Origin of the sequence: Bacteroides cellulolyticus (assembly GCF_025567135.1) — a bacterium.
Classification (GTDB): Bacteria; Bacteroidota; Bacteroidia; order Bacteroidales; family Bacteroidaceae; genus Phocaeicola; species Phocaeicola cellulolyticus.
The window spans coordinates 259,359-280,487 of the sequence record NZ_JAOQJJ010000001.1; the positions used below are offsets into that span (position 1 = coordinate 259,359).

Annotated in this window: 19 protein-coding genes; 14 read left to right on the forward strand and 5 right to left on the reverse strand. The window is 36.0% G+C overall.

Annotated elements, in window-relative coordinates; translation table 11 throughout:
• Window positions 1-20 precede the first annotated feature (20 nt).
• The gene (locus tag OCV82_RS01090) at window positions 21-830 is read right to left on the reverse strand and encodes a polysaccharide biosynthesis/export family protein (protein WP_262542719.1); all 810 of its coding nucleotides are present in this window, start codon (window positions 828-830) and stop codon (window positions 21-23) included.
• 766 nt (window positions 831-1,596) lie between these two features.
• On the opposite strand from OCV82_RS01090, the gene OCV82_RS01095 reads away from it, so the two are divergent.
• Entirely contained in the window at window positions 1,597-4,020 is a 2,424-nt protein-coding gene (locus OCV82_RS01095; RefSeq protein WP_154042696.1) for a DUF3987 domain-containing protein, read from the forward strand.
• 268 nt (window positions 4,021-4,288) lie between these two features.
• On the forward strand, window positions 4,289-4,537 hold the full coding sequence (locus OCV82_RS01100) for a DUF4248 domain-containing protein (RefSeq protein WP_154042697.1): 249 nt from the start codon (window positions 4,289-4,291) through the stop codon (window positions 4,535-4,537).
• A 102-nt stretch (window positions 4,538-4,639) separates the two neighbouring features.
• On the opposite strand, the gene OCV82_RS01105 is transcribed toward OCV82_RS01100, so the two are convergent.
• Both OCV82_RS01105 and OCV82_RS01110 read right to left on the reverse strand, forming a co-directional pair.
• Window positions 4,640-4,855 carry a hypothetical protein gene (locus OCV82_RS01105; protein ID WP_154042698.1) on the reverse strand — a complete coding sequence of 72 codons (216 nt, stop codon included), beginning with the start codon at window positions 4,853-4,855 and terminating at the stop codon, window positions 4,640-4,642.
• Window positions 4,856-4,922: 67 nt separating this feature from the next.
• Window positions 4,923-5,147 (reverse strand): DUF3791 domain-containing protein, encoded by a 225-nt coding sequence (locus OCV82_RS01110; protein WP_154042699.1) that lies wholly within the window; start codon window positions 5,145-5,147, stop codon window positions 4,923-4,925.
• Window positions 5,148-5,561: 414 nt separating this feature from the next.
• Between OCV82_RS01110 and OCV82_RS01115 the strand changes: the two genes are divergently transcribed.
• Together OCV82_RS01115 and OCV82_RS01120 are read left to right on the forward strand one after the other, a co-directional pair.
• Window positions 5,562-5,852 (forward strand): nucleotidyltransferase domain-containing protein, encoded by a 291-nt coding sequence (locus OCV82_RS01115; RefSeq protein ID WP_154042700.1) that lies wholly within the window; start codon window positions 5,562-5,564, stop codon window positions 5,850-5,852.
• Window positions 5,849-6,340, forward strand: coding sequence for a toxin-antitoxin system antitoxin subunit (locus OCV82_RS01120; RefSeq protein WP_154042701.1), 492 nt, complete (start codon window positions 5,849-5,851; stop codon window positions 6,338-6,340). Before OCV82_RS01115 ends, OCV82_RS01120 begins: the two co-directional genes overlap by 4 nt.
• 164 nt (window positions 6,341-6,504) lie before the next feature.
• On the opposite strand, the gene OCV82_RS01125 is transcribed toward OCV82_RS01120, so the two are convergent.
• Window positions 6,505-6,981 (reverse strand): lipocalin-like domain-containing protein, encoded by a 477-nt coding sequence (locus tag OCV82_RS01125; RefSeq protein ID WP_154042702.1) that lies wholly within the window; start codon window positions 6,979-6,981, stop codon window positions 6,505-6,507.
• 112 nt (window positions 6,982-7,093) lie between these two features.
• Entirely contained in the window at window positions 7,094-8,572 is a 1,479-nt protein-coding gene (locus OCV82_RS01130) for a capsule assembly Wzi family protein (protein ID WP_154042703.1), read from the reverse strand.
• A gap of 464 nt (window positions 8,573-9,036) precedes the next feature.
• On the opposite strand from OCV82_RS01130, the gene wzy reads away from it, so the two are divergent.
• From wzy to OCV82_RS01180, 10 genes are all read left to right on the forward strand, one after another.
• Window positions 9,037-10,422 (forward strand): O-antigen polysaccharide polymerase Wzy family protein, encoded by a 1,386-nt coding sequence (gene wzy, locus OCV82_RS01135; protein WP_262542720.1) that lies wholly within the window; start codon window positions 9,037-9,039, stop codon window positions 10,420-10,422.
• On the forward strand, window positions 10,406-11,869 hold the full coding sequence (locus OCV82_RS01140) for a lipopolysaccharide biosynthesis protein (RefSeq protein ID WP_154042705.1): 1,464 nt from the start codon (window positions 10,406-10,408) through the stop codon (window positions 11,867-11,869). Before wzy ends, OCV82_RS01140 begins: the two co-directional genes overlap by 17 nt.
• The gene (locus tag OCV82_RS01145) at window positions 11,854-12,846 is read left to right on the forward strand and encodes a stealth family protein (RefSeq protein ID WP_154042706.1); all 993 of its coding nucleotides are present in this window, start codon (window positions 11,854-11,856) and stop codon (window positions 12,844-12,846) included. The genes OCV82_RS01140 and OCV82_RS01145 overlap by 16 nt, the downstream gene beginning before the upstream one ends.
• A gap of 68 nt (window positions 12,847-12,914) precedes the next feature.
• Window positions 12,915-14,069, forward strand: coding sequence for a non-hydrolyzing UDP-N-acetylglucosamine 2-epimerase (gene wecB / locus OCV82_RS01150; RefSeq protein WP_154042707.1), 1,155 nt, complete (start codon window positions 12,915-12,917; stop codon window positions 14,067-14,069).
• Between the two features lie 2 nt (window positions 14,070-14,071).
• The gene (locus OCV82_RS01155) at window positions 14,072-15,028 is read left to right on the forward strand and encodes an acyltransferase family protein (RefSeq protein WP_154042708.1); all 957 of its coding nucleotides are present in this window, start codon (window positions 14,072-14,074) and stop codon (window positions 15,026-15,028) included.
• 6 nt (window positions 15,029-15,034) lie between these two features.
• Window positions 15,035-15,763: a glycosyltransferase family 32 protein gene (locus OCV82_RS01160; protein WP_154042709.1), complete on the forward strand. Its 729-nt coding sequence runs from the start codon at window positions 15,035-15,037 to the stop codon at window positions 15,761-15,763.
• A gap of 126 nt (window positions 15,764-15,889) precedes the next feature.
• Window positions 15,890-16,684: a glycosyltransferase gene (locus OCV82_RS01165; RefSeq protein ID WP_154043065.1), complete on the forward strand. Its 795-nt coding sequence runs from the start codon at window positions 15,890-15,892 to the stop codon at window positions 16,682-16,684.
• Window positions 16,685-16,738: 54 nt separating this feature from the next.
• Window positions 16,739-17,332, forward strand: coding sequence for a sugar transferase (locus tag OCV82_RS01170; RefSeq protein ID WP_154042710.1), 594 nt, complete (start codon window positions 16,739-16,741; stop codon window positions 17,330-17,332).
• A gap of 36 nt (window positions 17,333-17,368) precedes the next feature.
• Window positions 17,369-18,682, forward strand: coding sequence for a DegT/DnrJ/EryC1/StrS family aminotransferase (locus tag OCV82_RS01175; RefSeq protein WP_154042711.1), 1,314 nt, complete (start codon window positions 17,369-17,371; stop codon window positions 18,680-18,682).
• Between the two features lie 363 nt (window positions 18,683-19,045).
• A complete protein-coding gene (locus OCV82_RS01180; protein WP_154042712.1) occupies window positions 19,046-20,953 on the forward strand; it encodes a polysaccharide biosynthesis protein in 1,908 nt (635 codons plus the stop codon).
• The last annotated feature ends 176 nt before the right edge of the window (window positions 20,954-21,129 follow it).

Here is a 21,129-nt window from a genome sequence, read left to right on the forward strand (position 1 = left end):
CTGATACCTTGTTCCCTTGTTTATTTGCTGAGGGCGATGACTAGGGTAGTGACTGACGTTACCAGGCTGAGGAGGGTTATCCACATTGATGCGTTGGTGCTGAATGTGTTGCTGCGTACCTTGGCTTTGGTAGGTTTCACATAGATGACATCGTTTTGCTGTATATAGAAATAAGGTGAGTTGGCTACATCGGCACGGGTGAGGTCTAAGGTATAGACTTGACGCTTGCCTGTTGCATCTTCACGCATGAGCTGTACATTGTCGCGCACTGAGAAGAGTGTCATGTCGCCTGCAAGGGCAAGGGCTTCATAGACTGTCATTTTCTCGTTGGTTGTGCTGTATGTACCAGGATGACCAACTTCTCCAAGGACACTGAACTTATAGTTTGATGTGCTTACTGTAACGTTCGGAACTTCTTTTAGGTATGGTTTCAGAAGTTCACGGAAATGGGCTTCACATTCACGGGTTGTCATTCCTGTTACCTTTATCATACCCAGGACAGGGAAATCTATATATCCATCGTTATCTACAAGATAGCTCGTAAGGTTAGTGCCCTGCAATCCGGCTGTATTTGCACTAGTAAATTCCTTGCTCTGTCCGAACTTACGGATAAACGGTGCAGACGCCTCCGGATTTGTTGTACTGACCACGATTGTCAGCTCATCCTTAGGCATGATACGGAAATCGTAAAGCTGGGGTTTTGAAATTTCATTGAATACTTCTGAGTCCTGCATGTAGAGGGCGCTCTTGTAAGACGAACATGATGTGACGCCCATTAAGGCTGCCATGATGGCACAGCCAAGGAATGTTTTCCTTAAACGTAATGTCATTATTATGAATTTTAAGTTTGTTTTTTTTAGTTGACTAGGGGACTAGTTGACAAGTTGACGAGACTTCAGTTGACGAGGTTCCTTGTAACTTGTCTTTCGGGTGCGCTTCGCGGCTCCCTGTCACATCCGTATTTCCACTGAAAAGCGGATGACAGAGAGTCCGTATGGCTATAATCGCGCACAAAATTACAAAAAAAACTTATGTTGTAACAAAAAAACGAGGAAAAAGATTGTAAATCCGCACAAAAGGCCTTGATTTATTACAGAATTCATTCATTTTTCCTGCCAATTTCCTTTATACAGTGGTTAAGGAGCCTGATATACTTTCGGAGTCTTGCTATATCGGACTTGCTGAGACGGTTCTCACGGCTGCGGAAATAAAGCACTTGGGTGATTAACTCGATGAACATGCACATGGTTTCTACAGGTAAAATTTTTTTTCATAAGAAATAATTTTAAATTGTTAATAATGTTATTAATTAAAGTGTTTTTCTTTGATTTTGTCATACGAAAACTTGTTTTACATTGCAAAAGTATAAAAAATATTCGATTTTAAATATTTATAAGGATGGTTAAATTAATAAATTATTAAACCGTCAAATGCGGACAGAATATATCTGAGACGGATAATATATAGCAACAATGTGTAGTTTTTAACATTTGGAGTTGATTTTAAGATAGTGTATTTTTGTCAGAGAAACAACAATACAAGATAGGAACCGGGGAGGCGGGGACTATTATTATAAATCAACTAAAACGTAAACAAATGAAAATTACTGAATTTTCAAGCCTCTACAGCAAAGAGGCTAGCGCAGTAATCGATGCAAGCGAGTGGGTGGATGCCATACGTAACGGTAAGTACAAATCATTGGTGGAGCAGATCCGTGCCCTGGTGAATGAGGGCAGGAAGAATGAAACTTCGGGACTGAAATTGAAGCTGCCTGCAGTGGTATATGGGGGAGTGTGCCGCATGGGGCGTTTCTTCAAGGATACGACAGAAAGGACTGGATGGGCGATGTTTGACATCGACAATATGCTTCCGGAACAGCTGAAGGCGGCTCGGGAACTGCTGGAGGTGTTTCCATGGGTGGTCATCCTGCATGTGACTTCTTCGGGCAGGGGACTGAGGATAGTGGTGAACATAGGCGTGGTGCATATAGATGTGTATCGTAATGCATACGAGTGCGTGGCTGCCCGTCTGAAGGAACTCACCGGCATGGATCTGGATATGGCATGCAAGGATTTTGCACGTGCCAGCCTTGCTTCGTATGATCCGGATATCTATTTCAATCCTGACGCTACGGTGTTCGACTATGACAGGGATTATAATCCTTTGAACTATGTTCCTGCGAGCGGTCCTGATACTTCGGAGGATTTCAGATACCTGAACAATCCTGTAACCCAGGCTTTGTCGCTTGGATATGAAACGGAAATGGATAGTTCCTCAGCTCCCGATGTGACTAAGATAATGGAGCGCTTCTTCGCCAAATATACTTACGTGCGTGGCAGCCGTCACAGCACCATGCTTTTCCTGGGAAAATATCTCCGCTGGCACAAGGTACAGTCATGGCAACTTGACGAAGCGATATCTCTGGCGTGCAGTCGCGGGGTAGAGTCCGGCATCACGGCAAAGGAGATAACGAACGCTGTAAAATGGGGGTACGAGAACGGTGAGGAAAGAGTGCAAACACAGACAAACAGTGCTCACAATGCTCAAAATGCTCCTATGAAACCATTTCAGAGTACACAAATGATACAAAATGCGGATAATGAGGAAGTTATGGATAACGATAAGGATGAAGGGGAGCTGATAGACGAATTCTGTCCGGCATTACCCGACGAGATTTACGACCATCTTCCGGAAGACCTCAGCGAGCTGCTCGTTATAGCCAAAGACAAGAGGGAGAGAGATACAATCCTGCTGTCGTCCATCAGCGTCCTGAGCAGCTTGTTCCCGGCAGCAAGGACAATCTACGGCAACCGTAAATATTCGCCACATCTCTACACTTGCTTTGTAGCCGAAGCCGGAGCAGGAAAAGGAGCTGCCATGTACGCCACAGAACTTGCCATAAAGGTAAACGAGGAATTTGCCAACATCTATCATGCTGCGAAGAGGGAGTTCGATAAGAAGATGCAGATATGGGAACTGGAGCAGAAAAGGGCCATAAAGGAAAACAGGACAGCCAACATAGAGCTGAAACCTGTGGAACCTCCCTACCAGGCATTCCTGCTGCATGCCAACATATCGAAGAGCCAGCTGATCAGAGATATGATGGTGGCCAAGGACGACGGCAATATCATGATACTGGCCGAGATAGACATGATGTGCGAAGCCCTGAACACCGATTATGCACGACATGCCCCCGAGCTGCGTATGGTATTCGCCCACGAGGGTATAGGTCTGCGTTTCAGGACAGACAAGGAACCTATCGAAGTGAAAGAACCCCGACTGGCAATACTGATGAGCGGTACTCCCGAGCAGTTCGTCCAGTTCTTCAAGTCGCTCGAGGACGGTATGTACAGCCGATTCCTCTTCTATATGATGGGAACCGACAACAGATGGAAGTCGCAGTCGCCACTCGACGGAAACGGAAACATCGACGCTAAAGAACTGTTCGGCAAACTGGGCGAGAAGCTGAAAGTCAATTTCTTCAACACCCGTGGCAAAGAGATATTTATACATTTCACCCGTGAGCAATGGGACATACACAGCGAGACCTTCGATGCCGAGCTGGGTATAGCCACAGCCGAAGACAGTCCGCATTCGGCAGGTATAGTGAAGAGGTCCGGTCTCATCATGATAAGGATAGCCATGGTGTTGAGTTGCATGAGAATAATGGAAGCCGGGTGGCAGGTAAACGAATACACATGCTCGGACGAAGACTTCGACACAGCCATGAAGATAGTACTCACCAGCCTGAAGCATTCCGCCAATATCTCCACCATGCTGATGAATACAGCCGCAAGAAAGAAGCTGACCAATTACTACAAGCTTCTTCCGGTGTTGGAGAAGATGCCTGACATATTCCGTTACAGCGAGTTCCGCGACGAAGCCCTGAAGTGTGGATCCAATGTCTCCGCAGCCAGACGAGCCCTTGAAAAATACCTCGCAAGCGGCCTGATAATAAGGGTTGAGACAGGCTTCAAGAAGACAGGTAAGCTGAAAAAAATGTTCAAACGGACAAAGTGAGCACAATGAGCACAAAATATAACTCACGCAACAGGAAATCCCCCCTTGAAAAGTCCGCTTTCAAGCGTGCGCACGTTCGGTTTCAAGCGTGCGTCCATTCGATCTTAAACGTGCGCACGCTTTACCTTAAATGTGCGCACATTTTTTCCGGAACACAAGAAAGGAAAAATCCGCACAATGGCGGTCATACCGCCGATATTGTTCTTCCATGGTTTGGTTATCTGCCTGATTTTTAGTAACTTTACGTAAAATCAAAAACAAAAGGCATATGATCAACGGACAGAAAGAGCAGGCAGAACAGGAATTCCGTCTGCGCACATACAAGAAGAATGAGCTGGCAATGATGTATTTTCCCGACGTGTCGAAAGCGGCTGCCTCGAGGAATTTCCGAAGATGGATAAGGAATTGCCCTCCGATGATGAAGGAGCTGGATGCAATGGGGTACGACAAAAACCGCCAGTATCTGCTGAAAGCGGAGGTGGCGGTGATAGTGAAGCATTTGGGGGAACCGTTCTGATAAGTTACTAGGCATCAGTTACAAGGGGACGAGGTTCTCCATCCGGATGGCGACCTGGTCAACTTGTTAACTAGTAACTAGTCCCTAGCCTCTAGTCCCTCATCACAATTCCATTTTCAATTCTTCATACAAATCTACAGGGCCCAAATGCCAATATTTGGTACTTTCTGTCGATAATTTTTTGTAGAGATTTGAGCTGTAGATACGGTTCAGACACTCTTGAAGCGTGAAACCGTAGTCATCATGCAGGTATTCCACCAGCCAGCTTATTTTCCCGGGCAAAAGCAGGTGAAGATTGCTTTGGTTTATCTGGAACATATCGTTATACTATTTTAATTGCTTCTATAAAATTCAAGGCTTTCATCTAAACTACCATGATATACCTTCATTCTTCCTTATTCTTTCTTATTTGTATAAATTCGTCTATCTCATCAATCAACCAATCGCGACCTTGGGTGTGAAGCGGTTCAAAGCACTTACTCAAATAATCGGTTACGCCATACCTGGAAAACAGATCAAGAACTTCCTTACCATTCATACCTTTGTCTGCCCCATATTCTTCAATGCAGAATGCAACGAATAAGGCTATGTCTTTTTCTTTCTTGTTCATTTTAATACAAAATCACTTAACTTTTTAGAATTTCATCAATGTGACAAAAATAAACATTATAACACAGAAAAACAAACGTAATGAGATACTTTAGCTTGGGGAAATACCTCAAAACTTCCTCAGTTCCAGACGGGCATAATCTGACTGGGAGTTTATTCCGTAGTGACGGAGGCCTTCGACGGGGGATACTAGTTGACGAGTTGTCACCTTTTATTAATAGCATTCTCTTGCGATAACGAACGCCTATAAGATGTCTTTTCATTCTGAAAACCGATATATTTTTGTGGAATGGTAAATTTAGGTGATTTATAGTTTAAAAATACAAGAACTTATAAACTAAAAAACTTATAATTTGGTTATATCGGGAATAAAAATTACTTTTGTAGAAAGAGTATTTGTAAAAAACGAAAATGTATGCGTTTGAGCAGAAAGGAAATAGAAACAATACTGAAAGTTGCGGACGAGATATACGGCAAGGGTGTGAAAGTATATCTCTTCGGGTCACGCACCGATGAGAGTAAACGTGGTGGTGACATAGACCTTCTGTTGCGAACCCCTCAAAGTGATGGAGGCATACTGAAAAGAATACGAATGGTAGCAAGGCTGAAAGAACTGCTTGGAGATCAAAAAATAGACATTATCGGTGATCACGAGACATCCGTAGTAGCACGTGAGGCTTTATCAAAAGGTATATTACTGCAATGACAGAAAGAGAAAAAGAAATAAGAGAGCGTATAACACGCGAATTTGAAGTATGCGACAGACATATAATCCGAATTAAGGAAGCATTGGACGAACTGTCTGCAATACTTCCCATACAGTGTGACAAGTATCAGACATTGACCTCTGACGAAGTCCGTTGTCTGGACCAGTTTATATTCCGCTTCTCAAAACTGCAGGACGCAATGGGAGCCAAACTTTTCCGTTATATTTTGGAGCATCTGAATGAAGACATAAGTTCATTGCCTATGCGTGATATACTGAACCGGCTGGAAAGATACAACATCATTCCTTCAGTTTCAGAATGGATATATGTCCGTGAACTCAGAAACGAGATTACTCATGACTACCCTATAGACGATCAGGAAGTGGTACAGGCAATAAACGAATTGATAAACAAGACAGATATACTGCTGGAAATATACAAAGAACTCAAGAAAAGGTTTTATAGCGAGGAATATACTGGATACTAAGAGACTAGGAGACGAGTTGACAAGGTTCCCCATTCGGATGGCAGCCTTGTCAACTCGTCAACTTGTAACTTTTATATCCTGATATAGACGATGTTTTGCATGATTGCTTTGATTATAACACAGAAAAACAAACGTAATGAGATACTTTAGCTTGGGGAAATACCTCAAAACTTCTTCAGTTCAAGACGGGCATAATCTGACAGGAGTGTCATGGTCTTGCCGTCGCAGTGGATGATTTGGAACTTTGTTTCCGACTGGGAGTTTATTCCGTAGTGACGGAGGCCTTCGACGGGGGCGTTTTCGCCTGTATCTCCAACTCCTCCGCGTATCTTAAAATCTCTAATTAATAGAATTCTTTCATTGTTTTCGTATCCTGTACGCCCTATGTAAGCATCGTAGCCATTTGTCCCATTGCGTTCGGAAACTTCTGTAAGATAACGCGTAATGCTGTAATACAGGTTTTGGCATTCTACAGTCTCGTCAGTGGAAAGGACGGTAAATCTCTCCAGTTTCCAGAAGCCTTCCACATCTGACCGGATAGGGGCTTTCTCGCAGGAGATAAGCTGAAGGCACAAGAACAAAAAAGTTAACAAGATACTAGTTGACGAGTTGATCAGGTTATTTATTGATAGTTGTTTCATAATGAGTCGTTTTTTAGTTGATTAGATACTAGTTGACAAGTTGACGAGTTGACTAGGCCGCCATCCGTATGGAAACCTTGTCAACTTGTAACTGAAGCCTTGTCACCTATTATTACCTTTTAATTCTAAATTGAACTCCGACTGTTCCTCCCACTGAGTTTCCGATATAATCGCCGTTATCTACTCCTAATGCAGCCTTGAAGCTCCAGTGTTTCAGCTTGAGAGGGGAGAATCGGACTTCGGCCATTCCGCTGAACTGATGTTTCACTTCGTCGAAGGGGAAATTATACGTTCCCCAGTGACAGGCGAAGGAAGCCAGGAGTCTCCAGCTCCATTCTCTGGTAGGCTCACCTTGTAGTCCGAAATGATGGGCTTTCATGCGGTTGCTGCGGAAAGTTATGCTATGATTTTTATTGTATGCCGGACCGGGAAGGAGAGGAGAGCCTATTCCCTGACCGTAGTATTGCCATGCATTATATATATAATGATTAAAATAATTATCATTACCATAAAATGGCAAATCAGTAAAAACTCCTGCAAAAATTTCATATAACAAAGGACCTGTCTGATCTTTTGTGGAGATGCCTTCCCAAAGTAAGCTACTTACCCATCTGTTTTTGGGAAAAGTAATATCAAACCCTATTTGTCCATCTTTCCATCTCCCGTACTGCAAAAACATTTGTGAATGATCTTCAAAATAATGATCCAAATAAAGACGAAACTTCCAATCCTTGTGGTAATAGTTTAAAGCGAAGTTCCAGCTTCCCAGCATATTTCCCTCAACATTTAATTGTTCACCGGCAGGTGTATCACTACCACCTGTCGTGGGGAAGAACGCATTAATATAGTTGCGGAATCCGTCAGGCATATCTAATACAAGTTCACTGCTTCCGTCGGCAAGCTTACGCATCTGGTCTCCACAGAACTGTGTTGCCATATGCAGACCGAATTCGAATTCTAGAGGCAGTTTCTCCTTGTTTCCCAAACGGAACATCAGGGCCTTGCTGTGATATTTTATATCTCTTCCGTAGAGCGTACCGGGAGCAGCAAAATCTTCCTGCCACTTGCCGTCAAGGAAGGCTCCATATGCCAGATGTCCCTTCAAAGCCAGCCAGTGGCCGGTGAACGGGAGACTGTAGAAATCGCGTATTTCAACACGTACCTGAGGTATAGGACGTGTGTTCATTCCCTCGGTCATCCACCCAGAAGTGAGGTCGGAGTTTTTCTCAAGGGGTGAGCTTATGCGTTCTTTGCTTCCTATGCTCAGCCCGAGCATACGCCATGATACGTCGAGGTATGCTTGCTGTACCCAGAAATTGGATACTGTACCGGCTCCTCCTGCAAGATCCAAGCCTGCACTGATTTTCCATCCGTTATTTAGATGTCGATTCCAAGCCGCACCTGCTCGTAAATAAAAATTATCACTGCTGGTGCTTCCAAGTCCAAACTTATTGTTTGAAAACCAATAAGGCGCATAATCGCCACTTGAAAATGACACTTCAGTATCAACTTTTACTGAAACATTAGAAGCCCCCTGACCGAAAAGAGTAATAGGAATACCTAATAAAACAAACAAAAATCTATAATACATTATATATATTAGAAATTAAAAATTATATGTTGGATTAATGAAATCTATAAAATTGAAATATTTAATTATTGTTAAAATAATAATTTAGTCATATCATCAAGCAAGTATTTGCAAATATAATGCATTTATAGTAAGACAACAAGTTTTTTTGTGCTTTTATAAATCATTAAAGATAGTATTTATATCTAATTTTTGTAAAATCGTAAAATGCAATAGATTTACAGAATACTAAGATAAAAAACGTCTTTTAATATTGGCTATGTCAAGTAAAAAATATAACTTTGTAAATAAAATTATTTACTCAAAGGACTATCTTGCACGTTGAAAACAAAAAAATAGATGTGAGAGATAGCCGCGAAGCGTGCTTTAAAGTGAAAGGACATGATATTTAGTAAAGATAAAAAAGAAATATAAAGAATAAATTTACAACTTTTTTTTACATAAATAAACCACATACAGATATTGTGACGTTAAAAATAAAAAAATACATATTTGCCCAATTATTATTGATTTGTATTTTCTTCTTTCAGCTTTTCTTTTTTGCTATAGATAGTGAAATTAGTAAATTGGAAGTGGATATAGTGCAAATCGAATTGTTTGTTTATTATATTGCCATCCTAATATATTCGTATATAAGATTTGGGGCTTTTAGTCTTTATTCTTTGTTTTTATACACTATGGCCATATTTATTTATGGAAGGATATTTTTAGACATATTTGACTTGTTTGATTGGAATTGGGCAAATAAATGGCAGGATTTTTATTTTCCGCTGTCAACACAATACGAAATATTAAATTTGTTATTGTTATCTTTACTATTTATTCACTTAGGAGTTTTAATAGGTAAGAGTAAAAAAACAACAACAGAAAAAACATTGGAGCATAATGAAAAATTAGAAAAAGTTTCACTTTTTTTCTTCTATTGTGCAATACCGGGAACTTTTGTTAAATATATGATAGAATTAAAATTAATTTTATCATACGGCTATCTTGCTGTTTTTGATGGTACTTTATCTGATATCTCATATCCGATATGGACTGCTGGTTCTGGAACAATACTTATAAGTTCTTATGCTACATTCCTAGCATCAAAACCTTCTAAAAAAAAGTTTTTGATTATAACCACAGTATTTTTCTTTCTGTGTTTTTTTAATATGATGAAAGGTTCAAGATCAAAATTATTTGTTCCTTTAATGTTCATTTTATGGTATTATTTTGAATTTTACAGTAAAAAAAATATTCCTTTTTATAGATTAATCATTGTAGGAGTTCTATGTGTAACCGGTTCACAGCTAATGCTTATGAGTAGAGATATTGGACTACAAATAGAATCATCTACAATGTGGACATTGTTTTTTATACAACAAGGTGTGTCTATTCTTGTCCTAGGATACATGGTGTATTTTAAAACAGCTTTCGTAAATCACGGATTGCCTTATATTTTTGCACCGCTATTATTTTGGGAAAGTGGATATGGACAGACTGCAGAAACTATTAATTTAACACACAGATTGGCATATAAGCTAACATATTTCATTTCTCCTGATGCTTTTTTTGATGGAGAAGGTCTCGGCTCCTCGTATTTGGGGGAATTTTATGATTTGGGCTATATGGCATTTCCTGTTCTTAGCTGTCTGTTAGGTTACATAATATACAGATTACCTGTTTACTCTAAAAGAAACAGGCTAATCTTGGCTTTATCATTCGTAATGGTACAAACTATTATATACATGCCTAGAAATACATTTCTACCTCTAATAGAAGAAGTGTTGCCTGTAGTTTTCTTTTATTATGTAGTTGTATATCTTGCAAATAGAAATATTAAAATCGTGTATGGCAGAAAAATATAATAATATAAAAGATAAGGCATTCAATTCGGTATTCTGGAGTGCTATAGAACGTTTTTCAGTTCAAATAGGCCAAATAGTTGTAGAATTAATATTGGCACGTCTGCTATTGCCTGCTGATTACGGAGTAGTGGCAATGATAAGCGTTTTTATAGCTATTGCACAAACATTTGTCGATGGTGGATTTGCAAATGCACTAATTCAAAAAAAAGATTGTTCAAATACAGATTATTCGACTGCTTTTTATTTCAATGTGATAGTTGGTATATTCTTGTACTTTTGCATTTATTTTTCAGCCCCATTCTTATCCGAATTTTATAAAGAGCCACTCCTTGAGGTTGTAACCAAAATAGTAGGACTCAATATCATTATATCTTCTTTAAGTATTGTACAAAGAAGCAGGCTTATAATTGAATTAAATTTTAGACTTCAGGCTTTTATCTCATTTGTCTCTATTCTTTTTAGTGGAACTCTAAGTATTTTAGGAGCTTATCTGGGCTGGGGGGTATGGGCACTGGTCTTTCAAGTTTTATCGTACAATACTATAAATGTTATATTACTATGGTATTATGGCAAGTGGAAACCTACTGTTGAGTTTTCTAAAGATTCTTTTGTCAAACTATTTGGATACGGTTCAAAGCTACTTGTTTCTAACTTGTTGCAAACAATATATTTAAATTTATACACATTAGTTATTGGAAAAAAGTTTTCGTCGTTAGAATTAGGATACTATAACCGTTCATTGGTTATATCTCAAGTACCATCTTATAAACTGACAGAAATAATGTCTAATGCAATGTTTCCAATACAATGTCAGCTGCAAGACGATAAAATAAAGTTACGAAATAGCTTTATTTCATATTTAAGGATGTCATGTTATATAGTTTTTCCTTTATCTATAACAATAGCTATTTTAGCAGACTCTTTAGTTTATGTAGTCTTGACTGATAAATGGCTGGATATGGCGCCGTTACTGGCAATATTAAGTATTGCTTACATGTGGACTCCGGTAATGGTAGTGAATAATAATATAATAAAAGTTTCAGGACGAACTGATTATTTTTTAAAAGCAGAAATCATAAAGAAAATAATAGCAGTTTTGATATTACTAACAACTCTACATTTTGGTCTTTATGCTATATGTGTAGGTTCAATATTGTATTCTTTTGTAGATATATTAATCATTACAAGATTTTCTGTTAAGGTTATAAATCTACCTCTCTTAGTACAATTAAAACAAATTCTATCAATACTTGCCCTAACAATCTCAATGGGACTTATAATATGGATAACTAAATCGCTGTTCGATTCATATTTTTTACAATTGTTTGTAGGAGGTTTTGTTGGACTTACTTGTTACCTTTTAATTTCAAAACTTATAGGTTTGCCTGAATTTGATTATATATTTTCATATGTAACTAAATTTTTTAATAAATGGAAGAAAAAATAGATATTGTAATATTATGGGTTGATGGGAATGACCCCAATTGGCAAAAAGATTTTTTACACTATGCCAAATTAAACAACATGGGTGATAAAAGAGTTTCCTGTTTTAGAGACTGGGGAACTTTAAAATATTGGTTCAGAGGTATTGAAAAATTTGCGCCATGGGTGAATAAAATCCATTTTGTAACTTATGGACATTATCCAGAATGGCTGAACTTGAATTGTCCTAAATTGAATTTTGTAAAACACTCAGACTTCATCCCTGCTAAATATTTGCCAACATTCAATGCTAATACCATTGAATTAAATATACATAGGATAAAAGGTCTTTCTGAAAAATTTATTTATTTCAATGACGATTTATTCTTAATAAGAGAAATAAAACCGGACCGTTTTTTCAAAAAAGGTAAGGTCGCTGATTCTTTAACATTCAACGCACTTTCAGGTGGTGGAATCGGACATATTATTCTTAATGACATTGAAATGATTAACAAGCATTTTAATAAAAAAGATTTTTTAAAAAAGCAATGGAGAAAATGGCTTAATCCTATTTATGGAAAAGATTTGTTAAGAACAATATTTTTATCACCATGGCCGCATTTTACTGGTTTTATAGATCCACATTTTCCTACAGGATTTTATAAATCGACATTCAGTCGTGTTTGGGACATAGAACCTGATAGATTGGATAAAACGTGCTGTTGTCATTTTAGGAATGAAACAAATGTAAACCAATATTTAATGAGATACTGGCAACTTGTTGAGGGTAACTTTACACCAATAAACGTATTTAAGGATTCAATTTATATCGGAATGAATAACCGTTCAGTTATTCCTGAAATTAAAAAAGCGTTTGACAACAAAGATATCAGTATTTTAGTATTAAACGATGACTGTATTACGGATTTTGAATTCATTAGAGATGAAATCATGTCTATGTTTAAAAATATACTACCTGATAAATGTCAATTTGAAATTTAAGCCCAAAATATCATTTATTTTTCATTATAGAAACAATTAGCGTTATAATAAATTATTCTTAAAAAAGTATGAAGACAAAGATAATGTTAGTTTTCGGAACACGACCTGAAGCTATCAAAATGGCTCCATTAGTGAAGGAATTTCAAAAGAATTCAGAAAAATTTGAAACAATAGTATGTGTTACAGGCCAACACAGAGAGATGTTGGATCAAGTACTTCATATATTTGAAATTAAACCTGATTACGACCTTAATATAATGAAACAAGGTCAAGACCTATATGATGTAACAGCACGAGTTTTAGTTGGCATGCGTGATGTCTTAAAAGAATCAAATCCTGATGTAGTACTAGTTCATGGGGATACAACAACATCAACTGCGGCTGCTTTAGCTGCTTTTTACCAACAAATACCTGTAGGACATGTAGAGGCTGGATTGCGTACACATAATATATACAGCCCATGGCCTGAAGAAATGAATCGCCAAATTACAGGTAGAATAGCGACATACCATTTTTCACCTACTATTTTAAGCAAGCAAAATCTATTGAATGAAGGTGTAAATGAAGATAAAATTTATGTTACAGGAAATACTGTAATAGATGCTCTATATATGGTGGTTGACAAAATTAAAAATAACAAGTCTCTAGATACAGAGCTTGAAAATATATTAAAACAAGCAGGTTATGATGTAAATCGCCTGGTTAATGGGAAAAAACTTGTTTTAATTACAGGACATCGTAGAGAAAACTTTGGTGATGGCTTTATCAACATGTGTACTGCTATTAAAGATTTGACACTAAAATATCCAGATGTGGATTTTGTATATCCTATGCACTTGAATCCAAATGTTCGAAAACCAATACATGAGGTTTTTGGAGAAGATTTATCAAATTTGAATAATATGTTCTTTATTGAACCTCTTGAATATCTTTCATTTGTATATTTGATGGAAAAATCAAACATAGTCTTAACTGACAGTGGTGGTATTCAAGAAGAGGCTCCAGGACTAGGAAAACCTGTTTTAGTAATGAGAGACACTACAGAACGCCCAGAAGCTTTAGAAGCCGGTACTGTAAAATTAGTAGGAACAAACTATGACAAAATAGTAAAAGAGGTTTCTGCTCTAATAGAAAACAAAGATTATTATGAAAAAATGAGTAAAGCTGTTAATCCATACGGTGATGGATTGGCATGTAGTCGTATTGTTGCTACATTTAAATAATTATGTCAAAAATAAAAATAGACCTACCGGAGAGTTGTGCAATTTCCATTCTAAGATCTTTAGCTATGGTTAGCATTGTAACATGTCATATTCTCCAAGCGACAAACAATAAATATTGCTGGCTCTTCAATATTGGAGTTCAAGTTTTTTTAGCCATTAGCGGATACTTAAATGGTAGAAAATATATTGAAAATTGGATATACTGGGCAAAAAAAAGATTGAATAAACTGTATGTTCCATATATCACATTTATATTGATATGTTTTATCTTTTATTATATTTTTGCACCAAATAATATTAATGTAAAGTCCGTTGTAATACATATTCTTGATCTTCAAGGGTTAGTATCATCTGCCAATATTAGTGGATTATCACATTTGTGGTTTATGTCCATAATTGCCATATGTTATATTATTACACCTATTTTACAGTTTGTTAGAAAATATAATATTCTTATCCCGGTATTTATCGTTATTTCAATACTGAATTTTTTCATATTTAAAATATGTGTTGTTCCTTTTTCATGGTTATTTGTCTATATTATGGGATACATGTATGGTGCAAGTACTATATTTTGGAAGAGAAGAATTACAGTATTTGTTAGTTGTTTGTTTATTTGGTTAAGTTTGTTTATTTCTTGGGAAGATATTTTAGACTACCAAAATATAATAAATCAATTATTTCATGCGATGTCTGGTCTATTTGCAATAATATTTACAATAATATTATTTAAACGATTTAATATAACTTTAAAAAATAAGATAATCTCAACAACAGATAAATATTCATATGAAATTTATTTAGTTCATCATGTATTTATCTTAGGGCCCTTCTCATTAATGACAATTACAGGGAATCTTTTTATAAACATTTCCAGCATAATTGTTTTAACATTTTTGTGTTCTATAATCTTGAATTATATCTCATCAAAGATTTGTTCATATATAAATAATAAATAAAAGAATATGATACCTAAAAAGATTCATTACTGTTGGTTCGGACGTGGCGAAATGCCAGAATTAGCAAAAAAATGCATAGAATCATGGAAAAAATATCTCCCTGATTACGAAATAAAAGAATGGAATGAAGACAATTTCGATATGGAAATGTATCCATATGTTAAAGAGGCCTACAAATGTAGAAAATATGCTTTTGTTACTGATGTGGTTCGATTATATGCTTTATATACAGAAGGAGGTATATATATGGACACTGATGTGGAAGTACTTAAACCGCTAGATTGTTTTTTAACACACGTTGCTTTCTCTGGTTTTGAAGATGATGAAAACATACCGACCGGTATTATGGCTGCGGAAAAAGGAAGTAAGTGGGCTAAAGAAAACCTAGAATATTATAATAACAGACATTTTATAAAGGAAGATGGAAGTTATGATGTTACAACAAATGTGACAACAATAACAAATTATATGTTACAATTTGGTTTGAAACAAAATAATACATATCAAGATTTTCCTGGATTAATAACTTTTTATCCAAAAGATTATTTTTGTCCTAAATCTCATATAGACGAGAAATTGTATTTAACAAAAAACTCATATACCATTCACCATTTCTCCGGTTCATGGATTCCAAAACATAGACGTGTAATCAGATCTATAATTTTAAAAATAGGCGGAGTTAAATTAAAAAATATAATTAAACGCTTTTGTGGCGATTATAGTGAAAAAAAATAAGAATTTAGTGTTAAAATCATATATTCGTTCTTTAAATTTAAATCTTTCGTAAGACGAAATCCAGTTTATAATAAAGAAATACTTTGTAATTAGCGCATGATTGAAAATTATACTATTGCTATTATAATGTCGATTTACAAGAACGACAGGTTAGATTATGTAAAGCTTGCTGTAGAAAGTATTCTTAATCAAACTCATCATAATTTTGACTTTTTTATTCAATTTGATGGCATCATCAATGTTGATGTAGAAAAATATTTAAGTGAATTAAAGGATGAGCGTATAAAAATCAATGCAAGAACTGAAAATAAGGGATTGGCGTATTCATTAAACGAACTTTTGGAAATCGTTATGAATAGTTCTAAACAATACCAATTTATTGCAAGGATGGATGCAGATGATATCAGTAAATTAAACAGATTTGAACGCCAACTACAATATTTCCAGGAACATCCTGATGTAGAATGTTTGGGTACATGGGCTATAGAAATAATGAGTGATGGAAGTGAGTATTATAGGAAACAAATGCCGGAGACACACGAAGGATGTAAAAAACTTTTCAGAAAGAGAGACTGTATGATTCATCCAACAGTAATGTTCAGACGTTCTTATATAGAAAAGGCAGGGAATTATTCACTAGACACTTATTTTGCAGAAGATACTATGATGTGGGCACAAGGTTTTGCAAAAGGTTGTACATTTGCAAATGTACCTGAGTATTTATTCTTCTTCAGATTGGACAATAACTTCTTCAAACGAAGAAGAGGGTGGAAACATGCAAAAAATATTTTCCTGCTCCGTCATAAAGTTAACAAAATGTTAAATTATGGCATAATGGCGGATATTTGGGCATTAGCTTATGCCGGAGCTAAAATGATGCCAACTTTTTTGTTGAATATAATTTACAAGACAGCAAGATAGTAAATGAAAAGTGAACATTAAAGCTGATAATTACCTGACACATTTATATATGATATGAAAAGACTTTTTGATATAATTGCCAGTGGATGCGGACTCATCGTGTTAAGTCCCGTATTCTTAATTATGGCTATATGGATTAAGTTGGATTCTGAAGGTCCAGTATTCTACCGTCAAGTACGTGTAGGACGTCATAATAAGGATTTTAAAATATTTAAATTCCGTTCAATGCGAGTTGGAGCTGATAAAGGAAGTCTTGTGACCATAGGAGGACATGACCCACGTATTACTCGTAGCGGGTATTTTATCCGTAAATATAAGCTTGACGAATTTCCACAATTAATTAATGTTTTTGTAGGAGAAATGAGTCTCGTCGGACCGCGTCCTGAGGTGCGTCATTATGTAAATTACTGGACACAGGAGCAGATGCATGTATTGGATGTTCGTCCTGGTATCACAGATCCAGCTTCCATAAAATTCCGCAATGAAAATGAGCTGATGGAAAAAGCTGATGATCCGGAAGATTACTACATAAATGTTATTATGCAGGAAAAAATAAAACTTTATTTGGAATATGTACAGAATGCATCATTTTGGTATGACATAAAACTGATATTCCAAACATTCAAAGTTATTATCACTGAAAGATAATAGCTTATATATAAACAATTCTAAATCTAAACAACAATGAGTACAGATTTGAAAAAAAGGAATGTGCCTTTCAGCCCTCCTGATATGACTGAGGCAGAAGCAAATGAAGTGCGCGAAGCTATTTTAAGTGGATGGATTACCACTGGACCTCGTACAAAACAATTGGAAAAAATCATTTCAGAATATGTACATACAGATAAAACTGTATGCCTTAACTCTGCAACTGCCGCTATGGAAATGGTCTTACACATATTAGGGGTAGGGCCTGGTGATGAAGTTATTGTACCTGCTTATACTTATACGGCATCAGCCTCTGTTGTTGCGCATGTTGGGGCAACTATTGTAATGGTTGATTCTCAAAAAGATAACGTGGAAATGGATTATGAGAAACTAGCTGCAGCAATAACAGAGCGTACTAAGGTAATTGTACCTGTAGATTTGGCTGGAATTTGTGCAGATGTAGATAGAATCCTTGAAATTGTAACACGCCCTGAAATTTTGAAGAAATTTCATCCTAAAAATGACATCCAAAAGTTAATAGGACGTATTGTTGTTTCTAATGACTGCGCTCATTCTTTTGGAGCTCATAGAAAAGGTAAAATGGCTGGTGAAATTGCGGATTTCTCATCGTTCAGTTTTCATGCTGTAAAGAATTTCACAACGGCTGAAGGTGGTGCTATGACTTGGAAATTACCTTTTGGAAATGAAAAAGTAGAATCTCAACAAGTATATTGTGGAAGTCCTGTTCCTTTTATAGAGGGAGAAACATGGAATGAATTCATCTATCGTATATCACAGTTATTCAGTCTGCATGGCCAGAATAAGGATGCATTAGCCAAGACAAAACTTGGTGCGTGGGAATATGATATTATAGGTCCGTGGTACAAGTGTAATATGACAGATATAATGGCAGCCATCGGACTCGTTCAATTTAAGCGCTATCCTGAAATGCTACAGAAACGAGGAAAATATGTTGCATACATGAATAATGTCATTGATAAGCTTAATTCTGAACTTGATGTTAATAACCAGATAACATACTTGAATCATAAATCAGACGATCATTGTTCATCACATCACTTATATATAGTTCGTCTTGGAGGACGCACTCGTGAAGAAACAAATAAAGTAATAGAATTAATGGCTGAACGAGGTATAGCGACTAACGTTCATTATAAACCATTACCTATGATGACAGCGTATAAGGCTCTAGGATTTGATATTAAGAACTATCCAAATGCATATCATCTTTTTGAAAATGAAATTACACTTCCACTAAATACACGTATGAGTATGGAAGATGTAGAATATGTAATGGAGAACTTCTCACAAATTATTAAGTCTCTTTGATAATTTAATAGTCTAATATCTATGGCTATAAGAATATAAGAACTGATAAATATTAGTATTATGCAAACAAGTAGGAGAGAACTTTTTTATTTTCTCCTACTTTTATTTTCCCTTTTATATACCATACAAACGCAGTAAAACACATTTAAAGAAGAACAGGAATGAAAAACATATTATATATTACAAACAAAAAAACATAAACTAGAATACTTGCTTAAAAATATTGGAGTGAACCAATATTTGATAATTACTTTCAATTAAAATTCCTTTTTATTTGAATAAACAAGAAAATAGGTTATTTTTGTTTCCATAAAAATATTCAACAGTCACATAGTATTGTGATATTTATCAAACTTTACAAAAATGAGAGTAAAAACACTTATTCATCGGTATCTTTCTGTTAAGGTTTTACCGATATGGACTATTCTATTAATGGATATAGTCTTAACTGCTTTATCATGTCTAATAGCTTATATACTTAGATATGATATAAAAGAAGTATTTACTGTTTTGTCAGATGTGGATACCAGTATATTATGGTGTGTCTTGATTGCAATCTTTTTTTACAAGATATTCCGTACATATTCAGGTGTGCTTAGATATTCATCATTTGTTGATATAATGAGAATATTTGTTGCGCTAAGTTGTACGTATGCTGTAATAATGATAATCAGTATATTTAGCAGGAAATCAAATATTTTCCATTTACCTCCTTATAGTGTAATATTCATATCATATATAATAAACTTCGGGTTAATGACGGTTTCTAGAATGGTAGTCAAAATTTTATTTGAAACATTAAATTTCGACGGAAGCCATAGCGCAAATGTATTTATATACGGCGCCAAGGAAGCAGGGGTAAATATAGCCAAATCATTGAGAGTTAATTTAAGAAACCACTATAAATTAAAAGGATTTATTGCTGATGAACCTAAATTGATAGGAAAGGTTCTAATGGGAGTCAAAGTATATGCTAATGATGAAGAGCTATTTGAAAGGCTTAGTGAGAAAGATATACAAATAGTTATTATTTCTCCGGCCAAAATGAATGAACTCAAAAAAAGTGATTTAGCGGACAAACTTCTTGCCAACAATATAAAACTTATGACAGCTCCTCCTTTGAGCGAATGGAAGAGTCAGACGTTAAGTCAACCTGAACTTAAAGAAATTCAAATTGAAGATTTGCTACAACGTGAACCTATTCAAATTGATATCAGAAAAGTTGCTTCACATTTGGAAGGAAAAAGGGTTATGATAACAGGTGCTGCAGGATCGATAGGAAGTGAAATAATGAGACAAGTAGCATCTTTTAACCCATATACTTTGATACTTGTTGACCAGGCTGAAACTCCATTACATGACATCAGATTGGAATTGCAAGACAGATGGAGAGACATAGATGCCAAAACAATAGTTGCTGATATTGCCAACCAAACAAGAATGGAATCTATATTCAAAGAATTCAGACCTCAATATATCTTCCATGCAGCTGCTTACAAACATGTTCCTATGATGGAAGATAATGTGTCGGAATCTATACAGACAAACGTAGCCGGAACTAGAATTGTAGCTGATTTGGCTGTAAAATATAAAGCTGAAAAATTTGTAATGATCTCTACAGATAAAGCAGTTAATCCGACAAACGTTATGGGATGTTCAAAACGTATATGTGAGATATATGTACAAAGCCTAGCAAAAAAATTACAAAAAGAAGGAGGACATGTTACTCAATTTATAACGACAAGATTTGGTAATGTACTTGGTTCAAACGGTTCTGTTATACCACGCTTTAAAGAACAAATCAAACGAGGAGGTCCTGTAACTGTTACACATCCTGAAATTATACGCTATTTTATGACAATCCCTGAAGCTTGCAGATTGGTATTAGAAGCTGGAAGTATGGGTAACGGTGGAGAAATTTATATTTTTGACATGGGTAAACCTGTTAAGATTTTGGATTTGGCCAAGCGTATGATTAGTTTATCAGGTCGTCCTGATATAAAGATAGAATTTACAGGACTTAGACATGGTGAGAAACTTTATGAAGAGCTGTTAAATGTGAAGGAATTGACCAAGCCTACATATCATGAAAAAATTATGATAGCAACTGTCAGAGAATATGATTACGATGAGGTAAAAGATCAGATTCAACATTTAATAGATGTAAGCTACACATACAATCAAATGAAAGTGGTTGAAGCTATGAAAAATCTTGTTCCTGAATTTATAAGCAAAAATTCATGCTTTGAAGCATTAGATAAGAATAAATAAAATAATTAGAAATCAGTTGGCGGAATTTAATTAAAACATATTAAAATTCCGCCAACGTTTCTTATAGCAAATATATTAGTTAATCGTTTCATTAATCTATGCAAGATTATCAATAATCTATATACTTACGCATATGAAAAGGATGAATTATATGTATAACCTTTATTCTTTAATTT